This window comes from Paenibacillus oenotherae (assembly GCF_019443105.1).
Lineage (GTDB): Bacteria > Bacillota > Bacilli > Paenibacillales > Paenibacillaceae > Paenibacillus_Z > Paenibacillus_Z oenotherae.
This window is the reverse complement of sequence record NZ_JAHZIJ010000018.1, coordinates 1-17,014: the sequence shown is the minus strand read 5'-3', so window position 1 is coordinate 17,014 and position 17,014 is coordinate 1. Positions and strand designations below refer to the sequence as shown.

General features: G+C 52.1%; 16 protein-coding genes and 1 pseudogene. 5 read left to right on the top strand and 12 right to left on the bottom strand.

The annotated features are described in order from the left end of the window. Positions 1 to 342: 342 nt before the first annotated feature. The 6 genes from K0T92_RS19600 to K0T92_RS19575 form a co-directional block, all read right to left on the bottom strand. The gene (locus K0T92_RS19600; RefSeq protein WP_219874180.1) at positions 343 to 1,554 is read right to left on the bottom strand and encodes a GTP-binding protein; all 1,212 of its coding nucleotides are present in this window, start codon (positions 1,552 to 1,554) and stop codon (positions 343 to 345) included. Positions 1,555 to 1,823: 269 nt separating this feature from the next. Further along, positions 1,824 to 3,080 carry a Calx-beta domain-containing protein gene (locus K0T92_RS19595; protein ID WP_219874179.1) on the bottom strand — a complete coding sequence of 419 codons (1,257 nt, stop codon included), beginning with the start codon at positions 3,078 to 3,080 and terminating at the stop codon, positions 1,824 to 1,826. Between the two features lie 157 nt (positions 3,081 to 3,237). After that, complete coding sequence (locus tag K0T92_RS19590; RefSeq protein WP_219874178.1) at positions 3,238 to 3,681, bottom strand: Fur family transcriptional regulator; 444 nt, start codon at positions 3,679 to 3,681, stop codon at positions 3,238 to 3,240. A 128-nt stretch (positions 3,682 to 3,809) separates the two neighbouring features. After that, positions 3,810 to 4,829, bottom strand: a complete 1,020-nt coding sequence (locus tag K0T92_RS19585; protein WP_219874177.1) for a hypothetical protein — start codon at positions 4,827 to 4,829, stop codon at positions 3,810 to 3,812. 6 nt (positions 4,830 to 4,835) lie between these two features. Next, positions 4,836 to 5,843 (bottom strand): phosphotransferase enzyme family protein, encoded by a 1,008-nt coding sequence (locus K0T92_RS19580; RefSeq protein WP_219874176.1) that lies wholly within the window; start codon positions 5,841 to 5,843, stop codon positions 4,836 to 4,838. Between the two features lie 33 nt (positions 5,844 to 5,876). Continuing rightward, positions 5,877 to 6,746, bottom strand: coding sequence for a hypothetical protein (locus K0T92_RS19575; RefSeq protein ID WP_219874175.1), 870 nt, complete (start codon positions 6,744 to 6,746; stop codon positions 5,877 to 5,879). A gap of 259 nt (positions 6,747 to 7,005) precedes the next feature. Here K0T92_RS19575 and K0T92_RS19570 point away from each other — a divergent pair, with 259 nt between their 5' ends. Beyond that, positions 7,006 to 7,761 (top strand): MBL fold metallo-hydrolase, encoded by a 756-nt coding sequence (locus K0T92_RS19570; RefSeq protein WP_219874241.1) that lies wholly within the window; start codon positions 7,006 to 7,008, stop codon positions 7,759 to 7,761. Positions 7,762 to 7,782: 21 nt separating this feature from the next. Here K0T92_RS19570 and K0T92_RS19565 read toward each other — a convergent pair whose 3' ends face one another. The 3 genes from K0T92_RS19565 to K0T92_RS19555 form a co-directional block, all read right to left on the bottom strand. Beyond that, positions 7,783 to 8,379, bottom strand: coding sequence for a nucleotidyltransferase family protein (locus K0T92_RS19565; RefSeq protein WP_219874174.1), 597 nt, complete (start codon positions 8,377 to 8,379; stop codon positions 7,783 to 7,785). A 12-nt stretch (positions 8,380 to 8,391) separates the two neighbouring features. Further along, the gene (locus K0T92_RS19560) at positions 8,392 to 8,886 is read right to left on the bottom strand and encodes a 2,4'-dihydroxyacetophenone dioxygenase family protein (RefSeq protein WP_219874173.1); all 495 of its coding nucleotides are present in this window, start codon (positions 8,884 to 8,886) and stop codon (positions 8,392 to 8,394) included. A gap of 67 nt (positions 8,887 to 8,953) precedes the next feature. Next, positions 8,954 to 9,157 carry a hypothetical protein gene (locus K0T92_RS19555; RefSeq protein ID WP_219874172.1) on the bottom strand — a complete coding sequence of 68 codons (204 nt, stop codon included), beginning with the start codon at positions 9,155 to 9,157 and terminating at the stop codon, positions 8,954 to 8,956. 1,193 nt (positions 9,158 to 10,350) lie between these two features. On the opposite strand from K0T92_RS19555, the gene K0T92_RS19550 reads away from it, so the two are divergent. Further along, entirely contained in the window at positions 10,351 to 11,811 is a 1,461-nt protein-coding gene (locus tag K0T92_RS19550; RefSeq protein ID WP_246628296.1) for an RsmB/NOP family class I SAM-dependent RNA methyltransferase, read from the top strand. A gap of 214 nt (positions 11,812 to 12,025) precedes the next feature. Then, positions 12,026 to 12,118 carry a dihydroorotate dehydrogenase gene (locus tag K0T92_RS19545; protein ID WP_219874170.1) on the top strand — a complete coding sequence of 31 codons (93 nt, stop codon included), beginning with the start codon at positions 12,026 to 12,028 and terminating at the stop codon, positions 12,116 to 12,118. A 122-nt stretch (positions 12,119 to 12,240) separates the two neighbouring features. Here the strand turns inward: K0T92_RS19545 and K0T92_RS19540 are convergent, their stop codons facing one another. The 3 genes from K0T92_RS19540 to K0T92_RS19530 are packed head-to-tail and all read right to left on the bottom strand — an operon-like array spanning position 12,241 to position 15,845. Next, a complete protein-coding gene (locus K0T92_RS19540; protein WP_219874169.1) occupies positions 12,241 to 13,029 on the bottom strand; it encodes a Cof-type HAD-IIB family hydrolase in 789 nt (262 codons plus the stop codon). 51 nt (positions 13,030 to 13,080) lie between these two features. After that, the gene (locus tag K0T92_RS19535; RefSeq protein WP_219874168.1) at positions 13,081 to 13,863 is read right to left on the bottom strand and encodes a pseudouridine synthase; all 783 of its coding nucleotides are present in this window, start codon (positions 13,861 to 13,863) and stop codon (positions 13,081 to 13,083) included. After that, a complete protein-coding gene (locus K0T92_RS19530; RefSeq protein WP_219874167.1) occupies positions 13,863 to 15,845 on the bottom strand; it encodes an RsmB/NOP family class I SAM-dependent RNA methyltransferase in 1,983 nt (660 codons plus the stop codon). The genes K0T92_RS19535 and K0T92_RS19530 overlap by 1 nt, the downstream gene beginning before the upstream one ends. Positions 15,846 to 16,108: 263 nt before the next feature. On the opposite strand from K0T92_RS19530, the gene K0T92_RS19525 reads away from it, so the two are divergent. Both K0T92_RS19525 and K0T92_RS25690 read left to right on the top strand, forming a co-directional pair. Then, positions 16,109 to 16,696, top strand: a complete 588-nt coding sequence (locus tag K0T92_RS19525) for an HAD-IA family hydrolase (RefSeq protein WP_219874166.1) — start codon at positions 16,109 to 16,111, stop codon at positions 16,694 to 16,696. A gap of 192 nt (positions 16,697 to 16,888) precedes the next feature. Next, positions 16,889 to 17,014 (top strand): annotated as a pseudogene (locus K0T92_RS25690) (IS256 family transposase); the annotation flags it as partial.

Below are 17,014 nucleotides of genomic sequence, written 5' to 3'. Positions count from 1 at the left end.
CAGCATGCGGTGTTTCGCTGAATAATGGGGGTCAATCAACCTGCTCACATGAACGATAATCAGACTGTAGACGCAATCCTCGCCAGAGGATAACCCGCAATTCAAACGCCGAGACATGCGAGATGCGAGCGAGGTAAAACATGCGAAACGGCATTTATTTTTAGTTTTTGGCCCGACAAAGGTGAAATGCCTGCCAGAGTGCAGGAATTTCACCTTTGTTTCCCCTTATCGGCCGATTCTTCCTTAAATTCATGCACGATCGCAGGAATTGTACCAAAATGGCGCCTTGTAACCAAAATTCATGCACATTCGCAGGCTTCTTCCCCCGTCACTGCCGCGAGCTTAGTGCAAAACCTCCTCCGGTTCCCCGACCGCATTCGGAAATTCATCCCGCAGCAGGCTGAGGTCTCCCTTCATCTCTGCATCGTTCAGAAGACAGGCATCCAGACTGGCGGTCAATTGCGGCTGATTCATCTCAATACCGATAAAGACAATCCTGTTGATCCGGTCGCCATGGTCGGGATGCCATGTCCTGGTCAATTCAGGCTCCTCCTGCAGCAGAGCCGTCTGCTCCTCCTGCGGCAACGCTGCGATCCAATAGCCGGCTGGGCCGAATTGGATGGATGGCCCTGCCTGGCTCAAGCTCTGCGCATGCGCATGCCGCGTCGCAAGCCATACCGTCCCCTTGGCGCGGACAATCTCGGCCGGCCAATCCTGCATCCAGCGCATAAGCCGCTCCGGATGAAAAGGCTTGTTCCGCTCGTATACGAAGGAGGCAATGCCATATTCCTCCGTCTCCGGCGTATGGGCAGGCTTCTCCATCTCCTGTATCCAGCCTGCAGATTCGCTCGCTTCATCGAAATTAAACAAGCCTGTGTTCAAAATTTCAGCCGGAGCCACATTACCCCGCTCCGTGCGGATGAGCTTCGCCCTCGGCTGCAGCTTGCGAAGCACACCCTCAAGCTCGGCAAGCTCTTCCTCATCCACCATATCACATTTATTCAGCAGCAGCACATCACAGAATTCGATCTGGTCAATGAGCAGATCGACCACCTCGCGTGTATCTGCCCCATCTACCGCCTGACTTCGATCCAGCAGTGTCTCGCCTGATGAATAATCATGCCAGAACCGGTATGCATCAACTACTGTAACCATGCAATCCAGACGGCAGAACGCCGTCAGATCGATGCCATGCTCCTCATCGATGTAAGAGAAGGTCTGCGCGACTGGAATCGGCTCGCCTACACCCGTTGATTCGATCAGAATATAATCGAACCGGTTCTCCTTGGCGAGCCGCTCCACCTCCCGCAGCAGATCCTCACGCAGCGTACAGCAGATGCAGCCGTTGGACATCTCTACCAGCGTCTCATTCGTTCTGGACAGGCCGCCGCCATCCTTGATCAACTCGGCATCCATATTAACCTCGCTCAAATCATTCACGATAACCGCGACCTTCAGCCCATCGCGATTGTTCAGCACATGATTGAGCACCGTTGTTTTCCCCGCTCCCAAATAACCGCTCAATACGGTGACAGGCAATTGATGTCCGTTCATTGTAAGCACCTCTTTTTTACTTTAGTAAATTTTACGATTAAACACCAAACAATAAACCCGGCTCGAATGAACCGGATTTTAAATGTAATAATTACTATTAATCAAGAATACCCGCATGCCGTCTCTTCTGTCAACCCCTCTCCTCCGCTTTGCTACCATCCGTACTTCCCTTGTGCACATGAATAAGGGACTTACGCAGCTTCAAACCCTGCATCCGGCCTGAAGCTCATAAGTCCCTCTTTCGTCATCAATCCCCCGAACGTATACTGCTAGCTGCTCGGCAAATGATCCTTATCATAAATAACAACCTCAGTCATATAGATATCGCTCGATCGAATAAGGCCATAGTCTGAGAACAGCACAACCCCGAACGATTCCCGATACTCCTTCAACGCATCATCGACAAGCTCAATTCTCAATTTTGCACTCGCTTGTCCATCCTCGAATATGAAAGAACCTCTGTAGCCTCTATTATAGATAGAGTCGCTTCTTTTAATATCCTTATCATAGATCGCCGTATTCGGGAATATTAAATATTCGACAAAATACTCCCCCTTCGTATCTTCACGCACCACTTCAACCTCTGCCCACCCGGATTCTTCGATCACGTAATAAACGGGCTGCTTAAAATTCACGACATTGGGAGCTGGCATATCCCTAATTTCAACCGTAGCACTGATTTCATTCTCCCATTCCAGACTCGTATTGCCAGTAGGATTGGAGAGCGTGATCGTAAGCGACTCCATACCTTCTTCAATACCGTCAAGAACTAGAGGGATAATAACCTCCGTCTCCGACAAACCGCTCTCAATCACCGCCGTACCGCTTGTAGGCCCTGTATAATCCGCTCCCGCAGTCGCAGAATCACTGGTTATCGTATAATCTACAGTCGCTCTGGTTGTTGTAGGCTTGGTAAGGAAAATACGGAATGACACATCCTGACCCTCGTTAAACGTTGAACACCCGGAAGCCCAATGAAAAAACATGCAGGGCCCGCTAAATACAGAAAAAATGCTGGGATAGCTCTCATCCGGACCGGATCTTAAAATCTCAAAATCGATGAAGGTTTGAACTTTTCGCGTAACAGGATCGAAGAGCTTGAGCCTAAACATTCGATCACCGCAGCAGTTCTCATAACTAAGCGGAACCCGAATGATTTTCTTCCATTCCCCGTCTCCGAATAGGAGTGTTCCGCTGGTCGCAGTGTAATCAATTCCCGCGATCGCTGTAATATCCTCCGTTTTATAATCGATTCGAGCCTCTCCTCTTATATTGCCCCAACGAAATACCGGGACATCAACATAACCTGGATCCGCTAGAATAGTCATATATGAACTAACGACATAGCCGAAACTAAAAGCATCATTCGGAGCTTTCAGTCCCCCTGTTACTGAAGCCGCTGAATTTTCTGCTGCCATCGCGGCTCCTTGAGAAATGGTCAACACTAACGATACCGCCACCAGCAGACACGCCATAAACCTTCTGAATCGCAGTGCTGTCCTCCCTTTTCCGGCATTATGCTTCATGTGCAACTCTCCTCCATTTACAATGATATACGATACATTTCGTATCGTAATCTACCACAAATGGTGTGTCAAGGATTATTTTACTATTATATCCATCGTCGGGACACCCTAATGTGCTCCCCTTACGCAGGCATAAAAAAAGAGGGCTCGTCGCCCTCTAAACATCCTTGCCGGATTCATTCTGACACTGCTCGCACACACCGTACACCTCGAAACGGTGATTGACGATTTTGAAGCTGCCCGGCAGCTCCAACGTTTGCTCCATCGGACAATAGTCGAAGGTGAGCGTCTTCTCGCAGTTGATGCAGATCAAATGATGATGGTGATGGGACAGGCAGCTTCCACGGAATTTCAGACCGCCATCCATAAAATAAAACTGCTCCAGTGCCCCCATCTCGCTCAGCAGCCGCAAATTGCGATACACCGTATCGAAGCTTACACTAGGATATTGGTTGGTCATCTGGTCATAGACATCTTTGGGTGATAAATAGCCGTCACTCTTCGCAAAAATCTCCGCCAAAGTCCGGCGCTGCTCCGTTATCCGCCATCCGCTCCGGGACATAATGTCAATCATCTGTTTAACCGTATTATTCTCCGCCATGAGTTCCCTTCATCTCCAACCCGGTGTCACATTATTTAGCCGCAAACGAAGATTGCTCGCTCAAGAACGTTTGCATGATCGGTACTTTCATCCTATCTTAACAGCTATAAAGACATATTACCACCACGTTAATTATAGGCACTCGGCGCAAATTCATCAACAATTCCCATGAGTCCGTCTCCGAAAATAATAGCAACCTTATGGGCATTATTATGAGCATCTTGAATGACATATTCCCAATCACCGTTGTAGGCCACACTTAGGGAATCCAGATCCCGGTCGAAAAACAAATCATACATCGCTATTATTTTTTTAGCTTTAGCTTCTGTGTAGATGAGATCGTCTACTGTCATCACGTCGGCAATTTTTGCCGTGTCTCTTGCCTTAATTGCATTGATGTAGGCATTCAGCAGTCCAGCGTTGTAGGGAAAATACCTGAAGTAATTCCAGTTCAGCGTTATAGATGATGAAGATGTTAAAGGCGCAGCTGCAATATACGTCATATGGATCATATCTTCCAAATCTGTGAATGCTGCCGCCTTGCCATCTTTGGTACCGTGAATCGAAAAACCAAGCTGATACATCCCCGACTCATGAGAAGAAGAAACATTCGCTAACCGGGCCTCGATACTGTCAAGATCGATCTCATATTCCAGTCCAGCCAGGGCACGCTCTATGCCATCCTTCCCGATATCGTGAAGCTCCGGCCCGTATTCAGCATTAAGCGCAATCGTTTTCTGCAGCAGCGGCTCAATCTTCTTGTCCCGGATCAGGGCTATAAATCCCTTCATCTCCTCCGTAACCTTGTCAAGCACATCGCTCGGGACATCAAAAGCCGGCGCGGCTGGGGCCACTTCCCCAATGGCGGGTTGACTAACGGCTTTATCCGCTACTTTGGCAGGCTGATCAACGGCTTTGTCCTGTCCATTGTCCGATTGACCAACGGTTTTGTCCTTGTCGGGCTGCCCAGCGGCTTCATCCTGCCCTTTGGCAGGCATACCAGCGGTTTTGTTCTGCTCGTTACCGCTCCCGTCTGCCACGTTATCGGCCTTCGCTGCGGGCGTGGTCTCCGTTTCGTTCGAGCAGCCTGCCAGCAATAAAATCCCGGCGGTCAATAACAGGAATGCCGTCAAACCCCATTTTCTCATAAGCGATCATCCCCTGCCCTTCAGAATAGCGATCAGTTCCTGCTCATTCGTCTTCAGCCAATCCCTTCTTGTGACCAATTGATTCAGGATAAAGGCAAAATATTGGACGATATCCCTTCCGGAATCATACTGTCCGATATAGATGCAGAGCAATGCCGTGTAGTACATCCGCATAAGCTGCGGGATGCTCTCCATTTCCTCCGCCGTCAACGTAATAAATTGCCTGTATTCCTGGACAAAAAGCTTCACTGGAGCCAGAGAGCCGTCCCGTGCTTGCAGCAAATGATTGATGCAGATCGCGAGCTCAAGGGCCCGAACATCATAGGAGGCAAAATCGTAATCCAATATGCCCTTCATCTTCCCGTCACTGCCTATCAGCAGATTGAAGATCAACAGGTCATGATGCACGAGCCCCATCGGCAAACGCTCAAACCAGGCCGTAGAGCTCCGCACCTCGCTCAAACTTTGAACGAAGATAAGGAGCTGCCCGCGATCAATCTCGAACGGAGGATGCTGGACAAATTGATCAACCGATTGCTCATTGCTTAACGGGTGCAGACTATTCAGAAGATAGAATCGCAGCTGCTGCCCCTGTTCTTGCTGTTCCACTGGCTGAGAGAAGCTCAGAAGAGCGGCGGAAATCTCCCCGATGCTTCTCCCATACTCGCTTACATGCGCCGACAGGCTCAGATCAGGCGGTTCGCCCTCGATGAAACGAACCATCGTTCCATATTGACCGTTCGAGAGCCGGCTATACTTCTCGCCATCGCGTGCAGGCAGAAATGCCGGAACATCAAAGCTTAGTGAGCAGTCCTCCAAATAGTCAAGCAACCGAATTTCATCGTTCAGCCTGTCCAGGCTTTTGGAATAGCGATCATAGATTCTGGCTACATACTTCTTCTTGTCAATCGTCACAATGCGTGAATAATTGGTGAGACCGAACGGAACGGCGTCGATCGTATCAATCGCTTCATCCGTATAGCCTCTCAATAACTCCTCCATCAGCTCATCCATATGACTACTCCTCCTAGTATCGGTGTGCAGCTGCTACATTGGATAGGTGTACCGATAATAACGGAATTCCGATTCCTTGAATTGATTCCCTTTCTCCAGCAGCAGAAAGGCGTTCGTCCCTTCCGCGCCCAGCCATTCTACCCCGAGAACGAGCCCGCTCGTTGTCTTGGCCGCGAACAGGATCGAGAACATATCCGGGCTCACTTCACCGCCATCATCTACCCGCCATACCGACGTCTCATCTTCCAATACTGCAGGATAGTCCATAAACACAAGAGATTCATCCCGTTTCAGAACAAGGCTGAACAGCATGTCCTTATCTCTTCTCTCGAACTGAGCCAAATACAGCTGTTCTCCCGTGCCGAACCCGGCGAGATTCCATATGCCGCTAACCGCTCTGTCCTTGGCCTTTGCTACAGCTCCTTTAACCTCTTCCGCAACTGCGGCTCCATTCGGCCCCTTAACAGGTAGGAGCGCTTCTACATCCACTTCATTGCCATCAACCAAATAGTACGTCTCATCCTGCTCGGCTGATCCTTTATCCACCGCAAACACAAATCCGCTTAAATTTGCGAAATTATGAGCCATATCTCTTCCACTGGAGCTCTCATTGCCCTCCTGCCATTCCAGAAAACGCAGCGGCAGCACCTTCCCATTCTCGCCAATGGCCTTATTGAGCTTGGATACCTTATCCATTTGCGAGCGTTCATGCCCAGACATAATAATGCGATCCCCCGCAGCATTGGCGAAGCCGAAAGCATCGGTTAATTTGGCAGTATCCACAACATGCACGACAGGCTCGGTTTTGCTCGGCTCATCCCCTTTGGCTGTGTCATTAGCTTGATCTTTCATACAACCAACGAGCAGAATCAATAACAGCCAGATGCAGGCGATCTTCTTCATCGTTGCCCTCCATTCTTCTTCAACAGACTTATCACGTTCGGCCAGACTTCCTGTACCGTCATTAGTGGGACTGTGATTCCACCAGGTGCGTCTGCTATCCGTTTAAAGTCTGCGAAATTTATATTGACAAAAATATTTATTTGTGTTATAATAATTTATTTACGTATTTACAATACTCTGATCCTTTGATAGTATAAGTCTCGTTATGATTTGGGCATGTCCAGACGACAGCTGCCTAACGAGATGAGGGATAAGAATGATGCATATCGCCAAAGGAATAACGATGCTGGAATTATCAGCCTCTATGATGGGCCGAACAGAAGTAATCTATCCTGCGCTAGTCTGGGATGAGGAAGCTGCGATTCTGGTAGATACCGGCTACCCCGGACAATTGCCGCTTATTCTCGGGGAGATGGAGAGGGCCGGGATTGCCTTTGACAAGCTGGGCACAATCATCCTTACACATCAGGATCTGGATCACATCGGCAGTCTGCCGACGCTGCTCGCCGAATCCACCGCTTCCATCGAAGTATTGGCCAGCAGGCTGGAGCAGCCCTACATTCAAGGAGAACGGCCCCTGTTAAAAATTACGCCCGCTTCTATCTCCCTGGCCATGGCCGCTCTCCCGGCGGAAGTACCGGAAGAATGGCGCAGCGCATTCAAGCATGTGCTTGAGAATCCGCCCAGAGCGAAGGTGGATAGAATCGTAGCCCCTATGGAGGAGCTGCCTTATGGCGGCGGACTGATCGTCATTGATACACCTGGGCATACGCCAGGACATATCAGCCTCTACCACCGGCCAAGCAAGACCTTAATCGCGGCAGACGCCATGGTCGTTCAGGACGGACAGCTGCTGGGGCCTGACCCCGCGCAGTGTATCGATATCGAACAAGCAAGGCGATCCCTGTCCAGGCTCGCTGTCTATGATATCGAAGCCGTCATCTGCTACCACGGCGGTCTATTCACACAATCCGTCAATGAACGCATCGCGTTTCTGGCAGCAGAGCTTGGATGAAGAGCATTCCGATAGCGGAAATTATTGTTCAATGATTGTGAGAAGCGGCCATTGCTCCTGCCAGCCCTTGCCTTTCACACGCCCGATATAATAGGTGGTGTCCATGAAGAGTGGACTCCTCCTGACAACCATGCCGAACAAATCGATCAAGCCATGGGGACAGCATAGCTCCAAGCTGTCATTCCCGTTCAGTCTTGCTCCTACAGCGGTTGCGGTCTCCGGCCATCTGCTCAGTGCATCTGCAGTTGAGCGGTATGGCCGATCGCCGCTCTTGATATGCATCCTCGCTTGATTTTTAACCGACCACTTGCCGTTTCCGGTTGCCTGGATCAGCGCTTGCTCTAATCCCTCGTCCCGCTCCTTCGACTGCTCGCTTGCATCATAATAGACGACATCAATATCATTATGCCTCTCTCTGCGTTGGTAGCCGTGCAACTCGTCCCATATATAATTCCGAATATAGCCGGCTGCTATATAACATTGCGGCAGCTGCAGCTCTCTCACTAACCGCAAATCCTCCATCAAAGCATCATATTTCATAATATATTGCTTGAATCGGTTTTCCAGTTGCAAATCAGCCGGAGGAGATAGCCGGGCGTTCTCTGCTTCATTCGTCATATTTGACCTCCATCAATAAATCAAATCCTCGCGAATAGGCAAGCCATTGGCCGTACAGTAATCCCGATATTTCTTCAGCACTGTGAACACATCATCCTGTCCAATAAACTCATAATCCGAATCGAAGTATTGCAGCGTGCCCCCAAGGATAAACAAGGCGATCACCTCTTCATCCTCCGTAACAAGCGTATGAATATCACCAGGCGGCTCGAATATGAATGTTCCCGGCTCAGCAACCCAATTCCGACCTGTATAGCCCCATCGGCCCTGCAGATTATAGCCGATTACACTGCCGCCGGTATGCCGATGCGGATTTAACGTTTTGTTGCGCTGGATTTTGAACAGATAGATCCATGTTCCAGTTGCCAAATCAAAGCGCAGCGGCTTGAAATGGCAGGCACCATCATCGAATGGCACCCAGGGCACGTCGTCCATATGAACGATCCGCTCCGGAAGCTGCATTTGTTCTGCAAGCTTAATTAATTCATTATCTATGAAACGCCCCATCTCGGCCTCTCCTTCACTATCTTGAATTCATGACATCTGTATGCGCATATACATGTTCCGCCGAAGTTCAATCGCCCGAGCTTTCGGACTGAATTCGTTCATTGAATTCCAGCAGCGCAGCAACCAGCTGCTCTACATCCTGCGCCTGAAGCCGTGCCGTCACATATTCAGGCGACATACCGCCATCATTAACCTCTACAATCAGACTGCGATCCTCCCTATCCATCCTCAGACTAATCAGATGATGCTCCATTAAAGTCAGCCATTTCATCCTGTCCCTCTCCTCCGCTATGCCCCATTCTGTCGCTGACGCCTGACTTTGGAGCATCTGTTATGTATCTTTATTAATCCCGTTGGCTGGCCGCGCAATCTCTCTTCAGAATCGAAAACATCGCGCCATGAAGATATCGATTCCTTGAGAAATAATAGTCTCTCAATACGCCTTCCTCTATGAAACCGGATTTCTCAAGCGTCATAATCCCCAGCCGACAGGAAACAAGCTCATATGACTCTTCCTTTCTATCTCTGTCAGTGGAATCGATCCCTCGCTAACTTTTGCTATATCCATTATAAGTCAACCATTCAACTCTTGTAAAAAGAACCATAACTTCCAGCTTGAATTCTGCACTTTGCACTTGCAGCCGCATATATAGAATGTTTATACCTGGCCTGCGCTATTCTTTTTATCGGCTCACTGGACTTTTGTTTGGCTAATTCTGAGTCATCGTCGGTAAATTGGATTTCCGTGGCTCAGTGTGCGATAGGGGATTTTCGTTCGCTGTAAGCCGATTTTTCATCCCTACAAGGTGGCAGAGGACATCGAGCGAGTGAGGCATCATCTGTAAGCGGGTTTTTCCGTGGCTCAGCCGTGCGATATGGGGTTTTTCGTTCGCTGTAAGCCGATTTTCCATCCCTACAGGGTGGCAGAGGACATCGAGCGAGCGAGGCATCATCTGTAAGCGGGTTTTTCCGTGGCTCAGCCGTGCGATATGGGGTTTTTCGTTCGCTGTAAGCCGGTTTTTCATTCCTACAGGGTGGCAGAGGACATCGAGCGAGTGAGGCATCATCTGTAAGCGGGTTTTTCCGTGGCTCAGTGTGCGATATGGGGTTTTTCGTTCGCTGTAAGCCGGTTTTTCATCCCTACAGGGTGGCAGAGGGCATCGAGCGAGGTGGCGTCCTCTGTAAGCCGGTTTTTCCGTGGCTCAGTGATCGAATGGTTTTTTTTCGTCCTCTGTAAGCCGGTTTTCCATCCCTACAGGTCGAAAGTGCAGTCTGAAGTCAATCCAATTGCAGCGCTTTATAAACGGGCCTGCGCTTATTCGAACACGAACTCAACTTTCTGAGTAATTATGATATAATGGTGTGCAGCAAATTGGCATACCGATAAGGTACGCCATCATTATGGTTACATCAAAGGAGTCTAAGCCGTTGCGCCTCACACTTCCGCAAACCTTTATTGATAATATGCAAGCCATTCTTGGATCACAGACAGATTCATTCTTGAACAGCTACAACGAGCCTCGCACATATGGGTTGCGCTTGAACCCTTTAAAGGCAGCAGCTCTTGATAAGATACTTCCCGCACTAACCGAGCAGTTCGGCCTCCAGCCGATCCCTTGGTGCGCAACAGGGTACTATTATAATGAAGAATTCCGGCCTGGCAAGCACCCCTACCATGCGGCAGGATTATATTATATCCAGGAGCCCTCCGCCATGACAGCGGCAGAGCTGCTGGATCCGCAGCCAGGGGAGGTCATATTGGATCTCGCAGCAGCGCCCGGCGGCAAAACAACACAAATCGCCGGCAAGATGCATGGACAAGGGGTGCTCGTAGCCAATGAAATCCATCCCGCCCGCGCGAAAATATTAAGCGAAAACGTTGAACGCTGCGGCATCGTCAACGCCATTGTCACAAGCGCCGCTCCCGATGAGCTTTCCCGCCGATTCCCCGCGCTTTTCGACCGCATCATGCTTGATGCCCCTTGCTCAGGAGAGGGAATGTTCCGCAAGGATGAGGGAGCGATAGCAGAATGGTCAGACTCCCATGTCGCCATGTGCGCAGCCAGGCAGTCGGATATTCTGGAGCACGCCGCAATCATGCTAAAGCCAGGGGGCAGATTGGTTTACTCCACCTGCACCTTTAACCGCAGTGAGAATGAGGATACGATCCACGCATTTTGTCTCGCGCATCCGGAATTCGAGGTGTCGCAGATAGAGCGGGTTTGGCCGCATGAATCACGGGGCGAGGGGCATTTTGTCGCTGTGCTTCATAAGGCCAAGCCGAGCGATGTTGTTGCCGATGCCTGCAGCTCGCACGCTTCGGCAGCTGAAGACGGGCCAGCAGAGCGCATAAGCAGCAGCGCCCAAACCGTCACCGCACCCAAGCTGCGAGCGCGCGAGGCCCGCAGCAACAGCAGCCGCGACCGCGGCGCCGATCGGGGCCGCCGCAGCAGCTCAGGCGGCGCCGGGGGCAGCAGCGCCGCAGACATGGCGCTGCTGCATGCCTTCTGCGCCGCCGCGCTGCCCGGCGGCGCAGGCCTCGGTCCCGGCGAGCCGCTGCGCTTCGGCGACGCCCTCTACTGGCTGCCGCACACAAACAGCGGCAGCCCCATCCGGGCGAGCGACCTGCAAGGCCTCAAGGTCGCCCGCCCCGGCCTGCACCTCGGCGACATCCGCACGAACCGGATCGAGCCCTCGCATTCGCTCGCGCTCGCCGTTTCGGCTCATGCCGCCGCCTGGGTGCAGTCCTATCGGCCTGACGCCCCGGAGATCGCCGCCTTCCTGCGCGGAGAGACACTTCCCGCGCAGGAAGGCAGCTCCGGCTGGGGCCTCATCGCCGTAGATGACCTGCCGCTTGGCTGGGGCAAAGCCAGCGGCGGCCAAATTAAGAACCACCTCCCCAAAGGACTTCGGTGGTTCAAATAGAGGGCTGAAGCTCCCTGACAGCTGTCTCTCATACAGCTGTTCCAAGCTTCTGCGATACAAGACGGGATGGTTGCCCAATTGTTTGCGGACAGGGACATCTGTCCAATCGCACAGGGCAAAAATACATACAATACTGTATACCGAGTGCCGAGAAACATCAGCCCTATCAAAGAAGATGCACGGTGCCGGAAATACTATACAGGGAGGAATTAGCATGTCCGGTATACATGGAGGTTTTACTTCTGCTGGTGTAATCCTGGTATTGTTCATTCTGCTGGTCATCGTTTCCCGCGGAATCCTGCACTAATCCATCGCTTGGCCAATAATGGGAACAGCCGAAGAGAAGAATCCCTTCGGCTGTTTCTCATACTGCATTCTATTATATAGAAGCCTCTCCCTCATCCCGTGAAGGTGCCGCAAGCAAGCACATCACCATGCATAGGAGCGCAGCGCGTGCGCAACCCCATCCTCCTCATTCGACAGTGCAATGACATTGGCCGCCGCTTTCACCGCCTCAGGCGAATTAGCAACTGCAATGCCGAGCCCAGCGAAGGTCAGCATGCCAACATCGTTATAGTAATTGCCGATTGCCATAATTCTGCTTGGATTAACCTTCCGCGCCAGCGCAAGCTGCTCCAATGCTGCCGCTTTGCTTGCCTGCCGATTCTGAACATCGATAAAATAATCTCCGCTCCGTATATACTGCAGACCGGCGCTCCACTTTTTCCAATCCGCTTCAATACAATCAATCTCGCTTTGCTCGCCGAATACCGTAAACTTAACAAGACCGTCAGGCAGCGCAGCGGCGGCATCACGCCAGATTGGCCCAACCTTATACCGGCTGTACATCGCTTCCGCGCCCGGCGTCATTCCTTCAATCATAAGCTCGAACGCCGTATTCAGGTCAAAATGATGTCCACCAAGCAGGCAATAATTCCGGAATTGCGCAATCTCATTAGCTGTGAAGCCGAACTGATGGATCACCTCGCGGCGCGCCGCATCTACCGTTGCAGCACCATTATGAGTGATTATAGTGCCCGATAGTCCCAGCTCTTCAAGCACGGGCAGTGTATTCGACGGTCCCCGGCCCGTACATAGAACAATCTCCGCTCCCCGCGCGGCGGCTTCCCTCACCGCATCTCTCACCGCAGGAGTCAGAACATGGTCATCCGTCAACAGTGTACCGTCCACATCAAGCGCGATTATGTCATAATTCATCCTCTTGTTGTCCTCCTTGAAGTCTTCTACCCTGCTGACAAAGGCATCGATCTATTCGTCATTTATGACAGAATCGGTATTTCTTGTATTGCCGTCCCGTACGGCAAGCAATAGCTCCAGTTCGACGTCCGTTAATTCCCGGTAATTGCCCAGCGGCAGTGCAGGATCAAGCTTCAGAGGCCCCATCGCGATCCGCCGCAAATAGACAACCTCCTTGCCGACTGCTTGAAACATACGTTTCACCTGATGGAATTTCCCTTCATGAATCGTGAGCGTAATCCGGCTTAGCACGCCTTCAGCAGCAGCTTCCCGCTCACGAACAAACAGCTGTGCAGGCATCGTTTCATACCCGTCATCAAGCGTAACGCCCGCGGCAAAGGCTTCAACATCCGACTCCCCGACATCACCGAGCACATCTGCTTCATAAGTCTTCGGAACATGCTTGCGCGGCGATAACAGCTCATGCGCCATACGTCCATCATTGGTCAGCAGCAGCAACCCTTCCGTGTCTTTATCGAGACGGCCAACGGGAAAGGGCTGCAGCACCCCGTCCTCAGGGTCAAGCAGATCAACAACCGTCCGGTCGCGCCGATCCTCAGTCGCAGACACAACACCTTGCGGCTTGTTGAGCATAACATAAATAACATCGCGGTATATAACCCGTTCATCATCGAATAGCACAACAGCAGCAGCAGGATCAAGCAGAAGTCCGCTATCCTTGGCGACCATGCCATCCACCGACACACGTCGCTGCTTGACCGCCCGTTTCACCTCACTGCGCGTGCCGAAGCCCATATTGGCAAGCAGCTTGTCCAGCCGCATTTTCTTCGCCATTACATCCACCTCCAGCCAGCGGGCAGCTCATTCTTGAGCAAGCCATCCCCGCTATATTTCCCCCATCCTATTGGACAATCGTCCGCGCAAACAAGCACATAGCCCTTTGCCGCGTTCCCTTTCGTACCGTTCCGAGCCGCTTCCCGCCTTGACTGATCATGCGAAGCCGGCCCGTTGTCCCCATTGGCCGGCCCAACCAGGCGGGACGCATCGATATGCAGCGTCTCACCCTTCAAATAACGAAGCGTCACTTCCTCGTCCGCCCGCAGCCGCAACGTCAGCGCCGCTTCCCCGCAGCGCAGCCCCATGGCCAGCGCCTGCGACGGCTGAAACCGGTGCGGCCCGGCTTCGCCAACGAACCAGCCTGCCCGCACCACGCGCAAACCATCCAGCCGCGGCAAGCCCGGCGGCTGCAAATAAACGCGCGAGCCATAAGCAATCGGCTCACCCGCCCAATACTCCGCGCCGACCAGCTGTTCGGCCGCGAAGCGCCGCCAAGCCTCAGCGGCATCAACACCCCCGGCAACGCCGCTGCCATCGGCGCGCTTCAACCCTTCACCGCGGGCACCCTTCCGCCCGCGGTTCCCTGCCTCAGCGCGGATCATTCCCCCGCGCTCCGCTCTTCCCGCAGCTCGGCCTCGCCCGCTCGCGCGCATTTCCCGCTGCTCCCGATCACTCGTACCCCTGCGTCCGCTCTCACGCGCTTCCCGCTGCTCCCGATCACTCGTGCCCCTGCGTCCGCTCTCACGCGCTTCCCGCTGCTCCACATCACTCGTGCCCCTGCGTCCGCTCTCACGCATTTCCCGCTGCTCCACATCACTCGTGCCCCTGCGTCCGCTCTCACGCGCTTCCCGCTGCTCCCCGTCACTCGTGCTGCGTCCGCTCTCACGCGGATCATGACGCTCCCCATCATGCTCCACATACTCGCGTGATTTCCCGCCGCTAAGCTGGGTGTCGGTGAACAACAAACCGTCCTCATCTTGCGCTTTTTCTTGCCGCCCGTCCCTGCCCATCTGAGGACGTTTCCGCAGCACAGCTGCATAATGGCCTTCGCCTTCCGTCAAATGCGGCCACAGCCTCACCGTTCCAGAGATGCTGTTGATTCTGTCATCCTCTTGCTCCGGCTCGCTGCTCGTCCTCCCAATTACCTCGGCATTAGTCCATTCCGGTCTCCCTGGCGCCCATCCATGAGCCAATTGAACCGGTACCACATCCAGCTCGGGACAAGCCGCGAGCAGCTCGGCAATCTGAGCCTCATTCTCCTCAGGAGAGAATGTACAAGTGGAATAGACTAGCGTGCCGCCTGGTGCGAGCATACGCTCAGCATGCCTAAGAATATCCCGCTGCATGACAGAACATCGCGCAACCGAATGACGCTCCCATTCCCCAATCATAGACTCGTCCTTGCGAAACATCCCTTCTCCAGAGCAAGGCGCATCGACGAGAATTCGATCGAACCAGCCTTCGAATACATTCGCTAGCGCCGCTGGCTCTTCATTCAGAACGACAGCATTCCGGATACCGGCCAGTTCAATATTTTTGGCTAATGCCTTCGTTCGCTCCCGTGCATTGTCATTCGTTACGAGAATGCCGCTGCCCTGCAGCTTGGCAGCGAGTTGAGTAGATTTCCCACCTGGAGCAGCGCACAGGTCAAGCACCCGGTCGCCCGGCTGCACATCCAGCAGCTCTGCGGGCACCATTGCACTAGGCTCTTGAATATAATAAAACCCCGCATGATAATGCGGATGCTTTCCCGGACGATCCCCTTCCTCATAATAATAGCCGTCCGCAGCCCAAGGGATAGGCACCAGCCACTCCCCCCACGGCGACAGCTTCAAATAATCGTCCGTACTCAGCTTCAAGCCGTTAACACGAAAGCCATACTTGCGCGGCCGCTGATAAGATGCGATAAAAGCATCAAACTCATCTCCCAGCAGCCTCCTCATTTTATCTATAAACGATTGCGGCAGCACGATGCTCACATTCGAAACCCCTTCCGCCGAGCCATCGTTCTCATATATACAAGTTTCACAAACAGGCCGCTGCACAGGAGAGCGCTCTTACAAGCGCTAACACTTCTCCAGAATCATTCCCCTGCCCACTCTGTTGCACCATCTCTTATTCAACTTATATAGAATCGATCATGTCTCATGTAGTAACACTATTGTATAATAAAGCTATTCCGTTGACCAACAGTCACCTCAATAAGCACCGCAGCCACCCAGCTACAAAGGAGTCCATACTAATGAATACAAAACCACAGCTTGTCCTCGATATTGGAGGTGTGCTGCTTGCCAATCTATCTCCGCTATTCTGGCAGGAGCTTACATCAGATACCGTCATCACACATGCTGAATTAACCTCTCGCTACAAAGCTCAAATGAGCGAAGCATTATGGAGAGGCGCCATAACTGAAGAACAATTCTGGCATTGGATTTGTGAGCAATGCTCTTCCATTGACGGTGGACATGCACGGGCCTTACTACGGTCCAAGCTGACCCCGCTTCCGGCGCTCAACCTGCTGCCGGAGTGGAGCCGCATCGCTGATATCCACCTGTTAAGCAACCATCGGATGGAATGGATCATGCCATGCCTGGCTTCTGTAGAACCCTTCATCCAAAGCATGACCATTTCCAGCCAAGTAGGCGTCAGCAAGCCTCATGCTCCGATCTACAGGCATGCCGCCTCTGAATTGCGGCCAAGCCAGCGCGTCCTGTTCGTTGATGACCTGGAGACCAACCTGCTGGAAGCCTCGCGTCTAGGATGGGATACACTGCTGGCGGACGAGCAAGGAGCATGGCTCCACAAAGTCATTCCACTTTTGACAAAATGATCCCCAGCGTCCCTGTACCAGGAGGACGGTCTATAAACGGCACGTATTCCTGCGAAAAAATGCGAAAGTGCAGCTTTTCACTCATTTCGGATGACGTACAATAGTTTGTGTACCAAGATTTGGCCCCTTAACAGGGAACAAAAAAGTAGAGTATCCTCGGGGTTACCACGCACCAAGAAGGGACTCTACTCCATGACTATAATAGCAGAAAACCAGCTCACAAACCTATTTGAAAATCTTGTCACTCAGTTTGTAAAAGAAAACCTGGAATCCATTATGAAGGCGGAGATCAAACACTTCATGGAGGATGAAACGAAC

What these genes read in the sequence shown, in the direction of transcription:
- K0T92_RS19590 (WP_219874178.1), bottom strand. Translation starts at nt 3,681, where the DNA reads ATGGCGGAGAATAATACGGTTAAACAGATGATTGACATTATGTCCCGG.
- K0T92_RS19585 (WP_219874177.1), bottom strand. Translation starts at nt 4,829, where the DNA reads ATGAGAAAATGGGGTTTGACGGCATTCCTGTTATTGACCGCCGGGATT.
- K0T92_RS19575 (WP_219874175.1), bottom strand. Translation starts at nt 6,746, where the DNA reads ATGAAGAAGATCGCCTGCATCTGGCTGTTATTGATTCTGCTCGTTGGT.
- K0T92_RS19565 (WP_219874174.1), bottom strand. Translation starts at nt 8,379, where the DNA reads ATGACGAATGAAGCAGAGAACGCCCGGCTATCTCCTCCGGCTGATTTG.
- K0T92_RS19535 (WP_219874168.1), bottom strand. Translation starts at nt 13,863, where the DNA reads ATGGCGAAGAAAATGCGGCTGGACAAGCTGCTTGCCAATATGGGCTTC.
- K0T92_RS19540 (WP_219874169.1), bottom strand. Translation starts at nt 13,029, where the DNA reads ATGAATTATGACATAATCGCGCTTGATGTGGACGGTACACTGTTGACG.
- K0T92_RS19600 (WP_219874180.1), bottom strand. Translation starts at nt 1,554, where the DNA reads ATGAACGGACATCAATTGCCTGTCACCGTATTGAGCGGTTATTTGGGA.
- K0T92_RS19560 (WP_219874173.1), bottom strand. Translation starts at nt 8,886, where the DNA reads ATGGGGCGTTTCATAGATAATGAATTAATTAAGCTTGCAGAACAAATG.
- K0T92_RS19555 (WP_219874172.1), bottom strand. Translation starts at nt 9,157, where the DNA reads ATGAAATGGCTGACTTTAATGGAGCATCATCTGATTAGTCTGAGGATG.
- K0T92_RS19545 (WP_219874170.1), top strand. Translation starts at nt 12,026, where the DNA reads ATGTCCGGTATACATGGAGGTTTTACTTCTGCTGGTGTAATCCTGGTA.
- K0T92_RS19595 (WP_219874179.1), bottom strand. Translation starts at nt 3,080, where the DNA reads ATGAAGCATAATGCCGGAAAAGGGAGGACAGCACTGCGATTCAGAAGG.
- K0T92_RS19550 (WP_246628296.1), top strand. Translation starts at nt 10,351, where the DNA reads ATGCAAGCCATTCTTGGATCACAGACAGATTCATTCTTGAACAGCTAC.
- K0T92_RS19525 (WP_219874166.1), top strand. Translation starts at nt 16,109, where the DNA reads ATGAATACAAAACCACAGCTTGTCCTCGATATTGGAGGTGTGCTGCTT.
- K0T92_RS19580 (WP_219874176.1), bottom strand. Translation starts at nt 5,843, where the DNA reads ATGGATGAGCTGATGGAGGAGTTATTGAGAGGCTATACGGATGAAGCG.
- K0T92_RS19570 (WP_219874241.1), top strand. Translation starts at nt 7,006, where the DNA reads ATGCATATCGCCAAAGGAATAACGATGCTGGAATTATCAGCCTCTATG.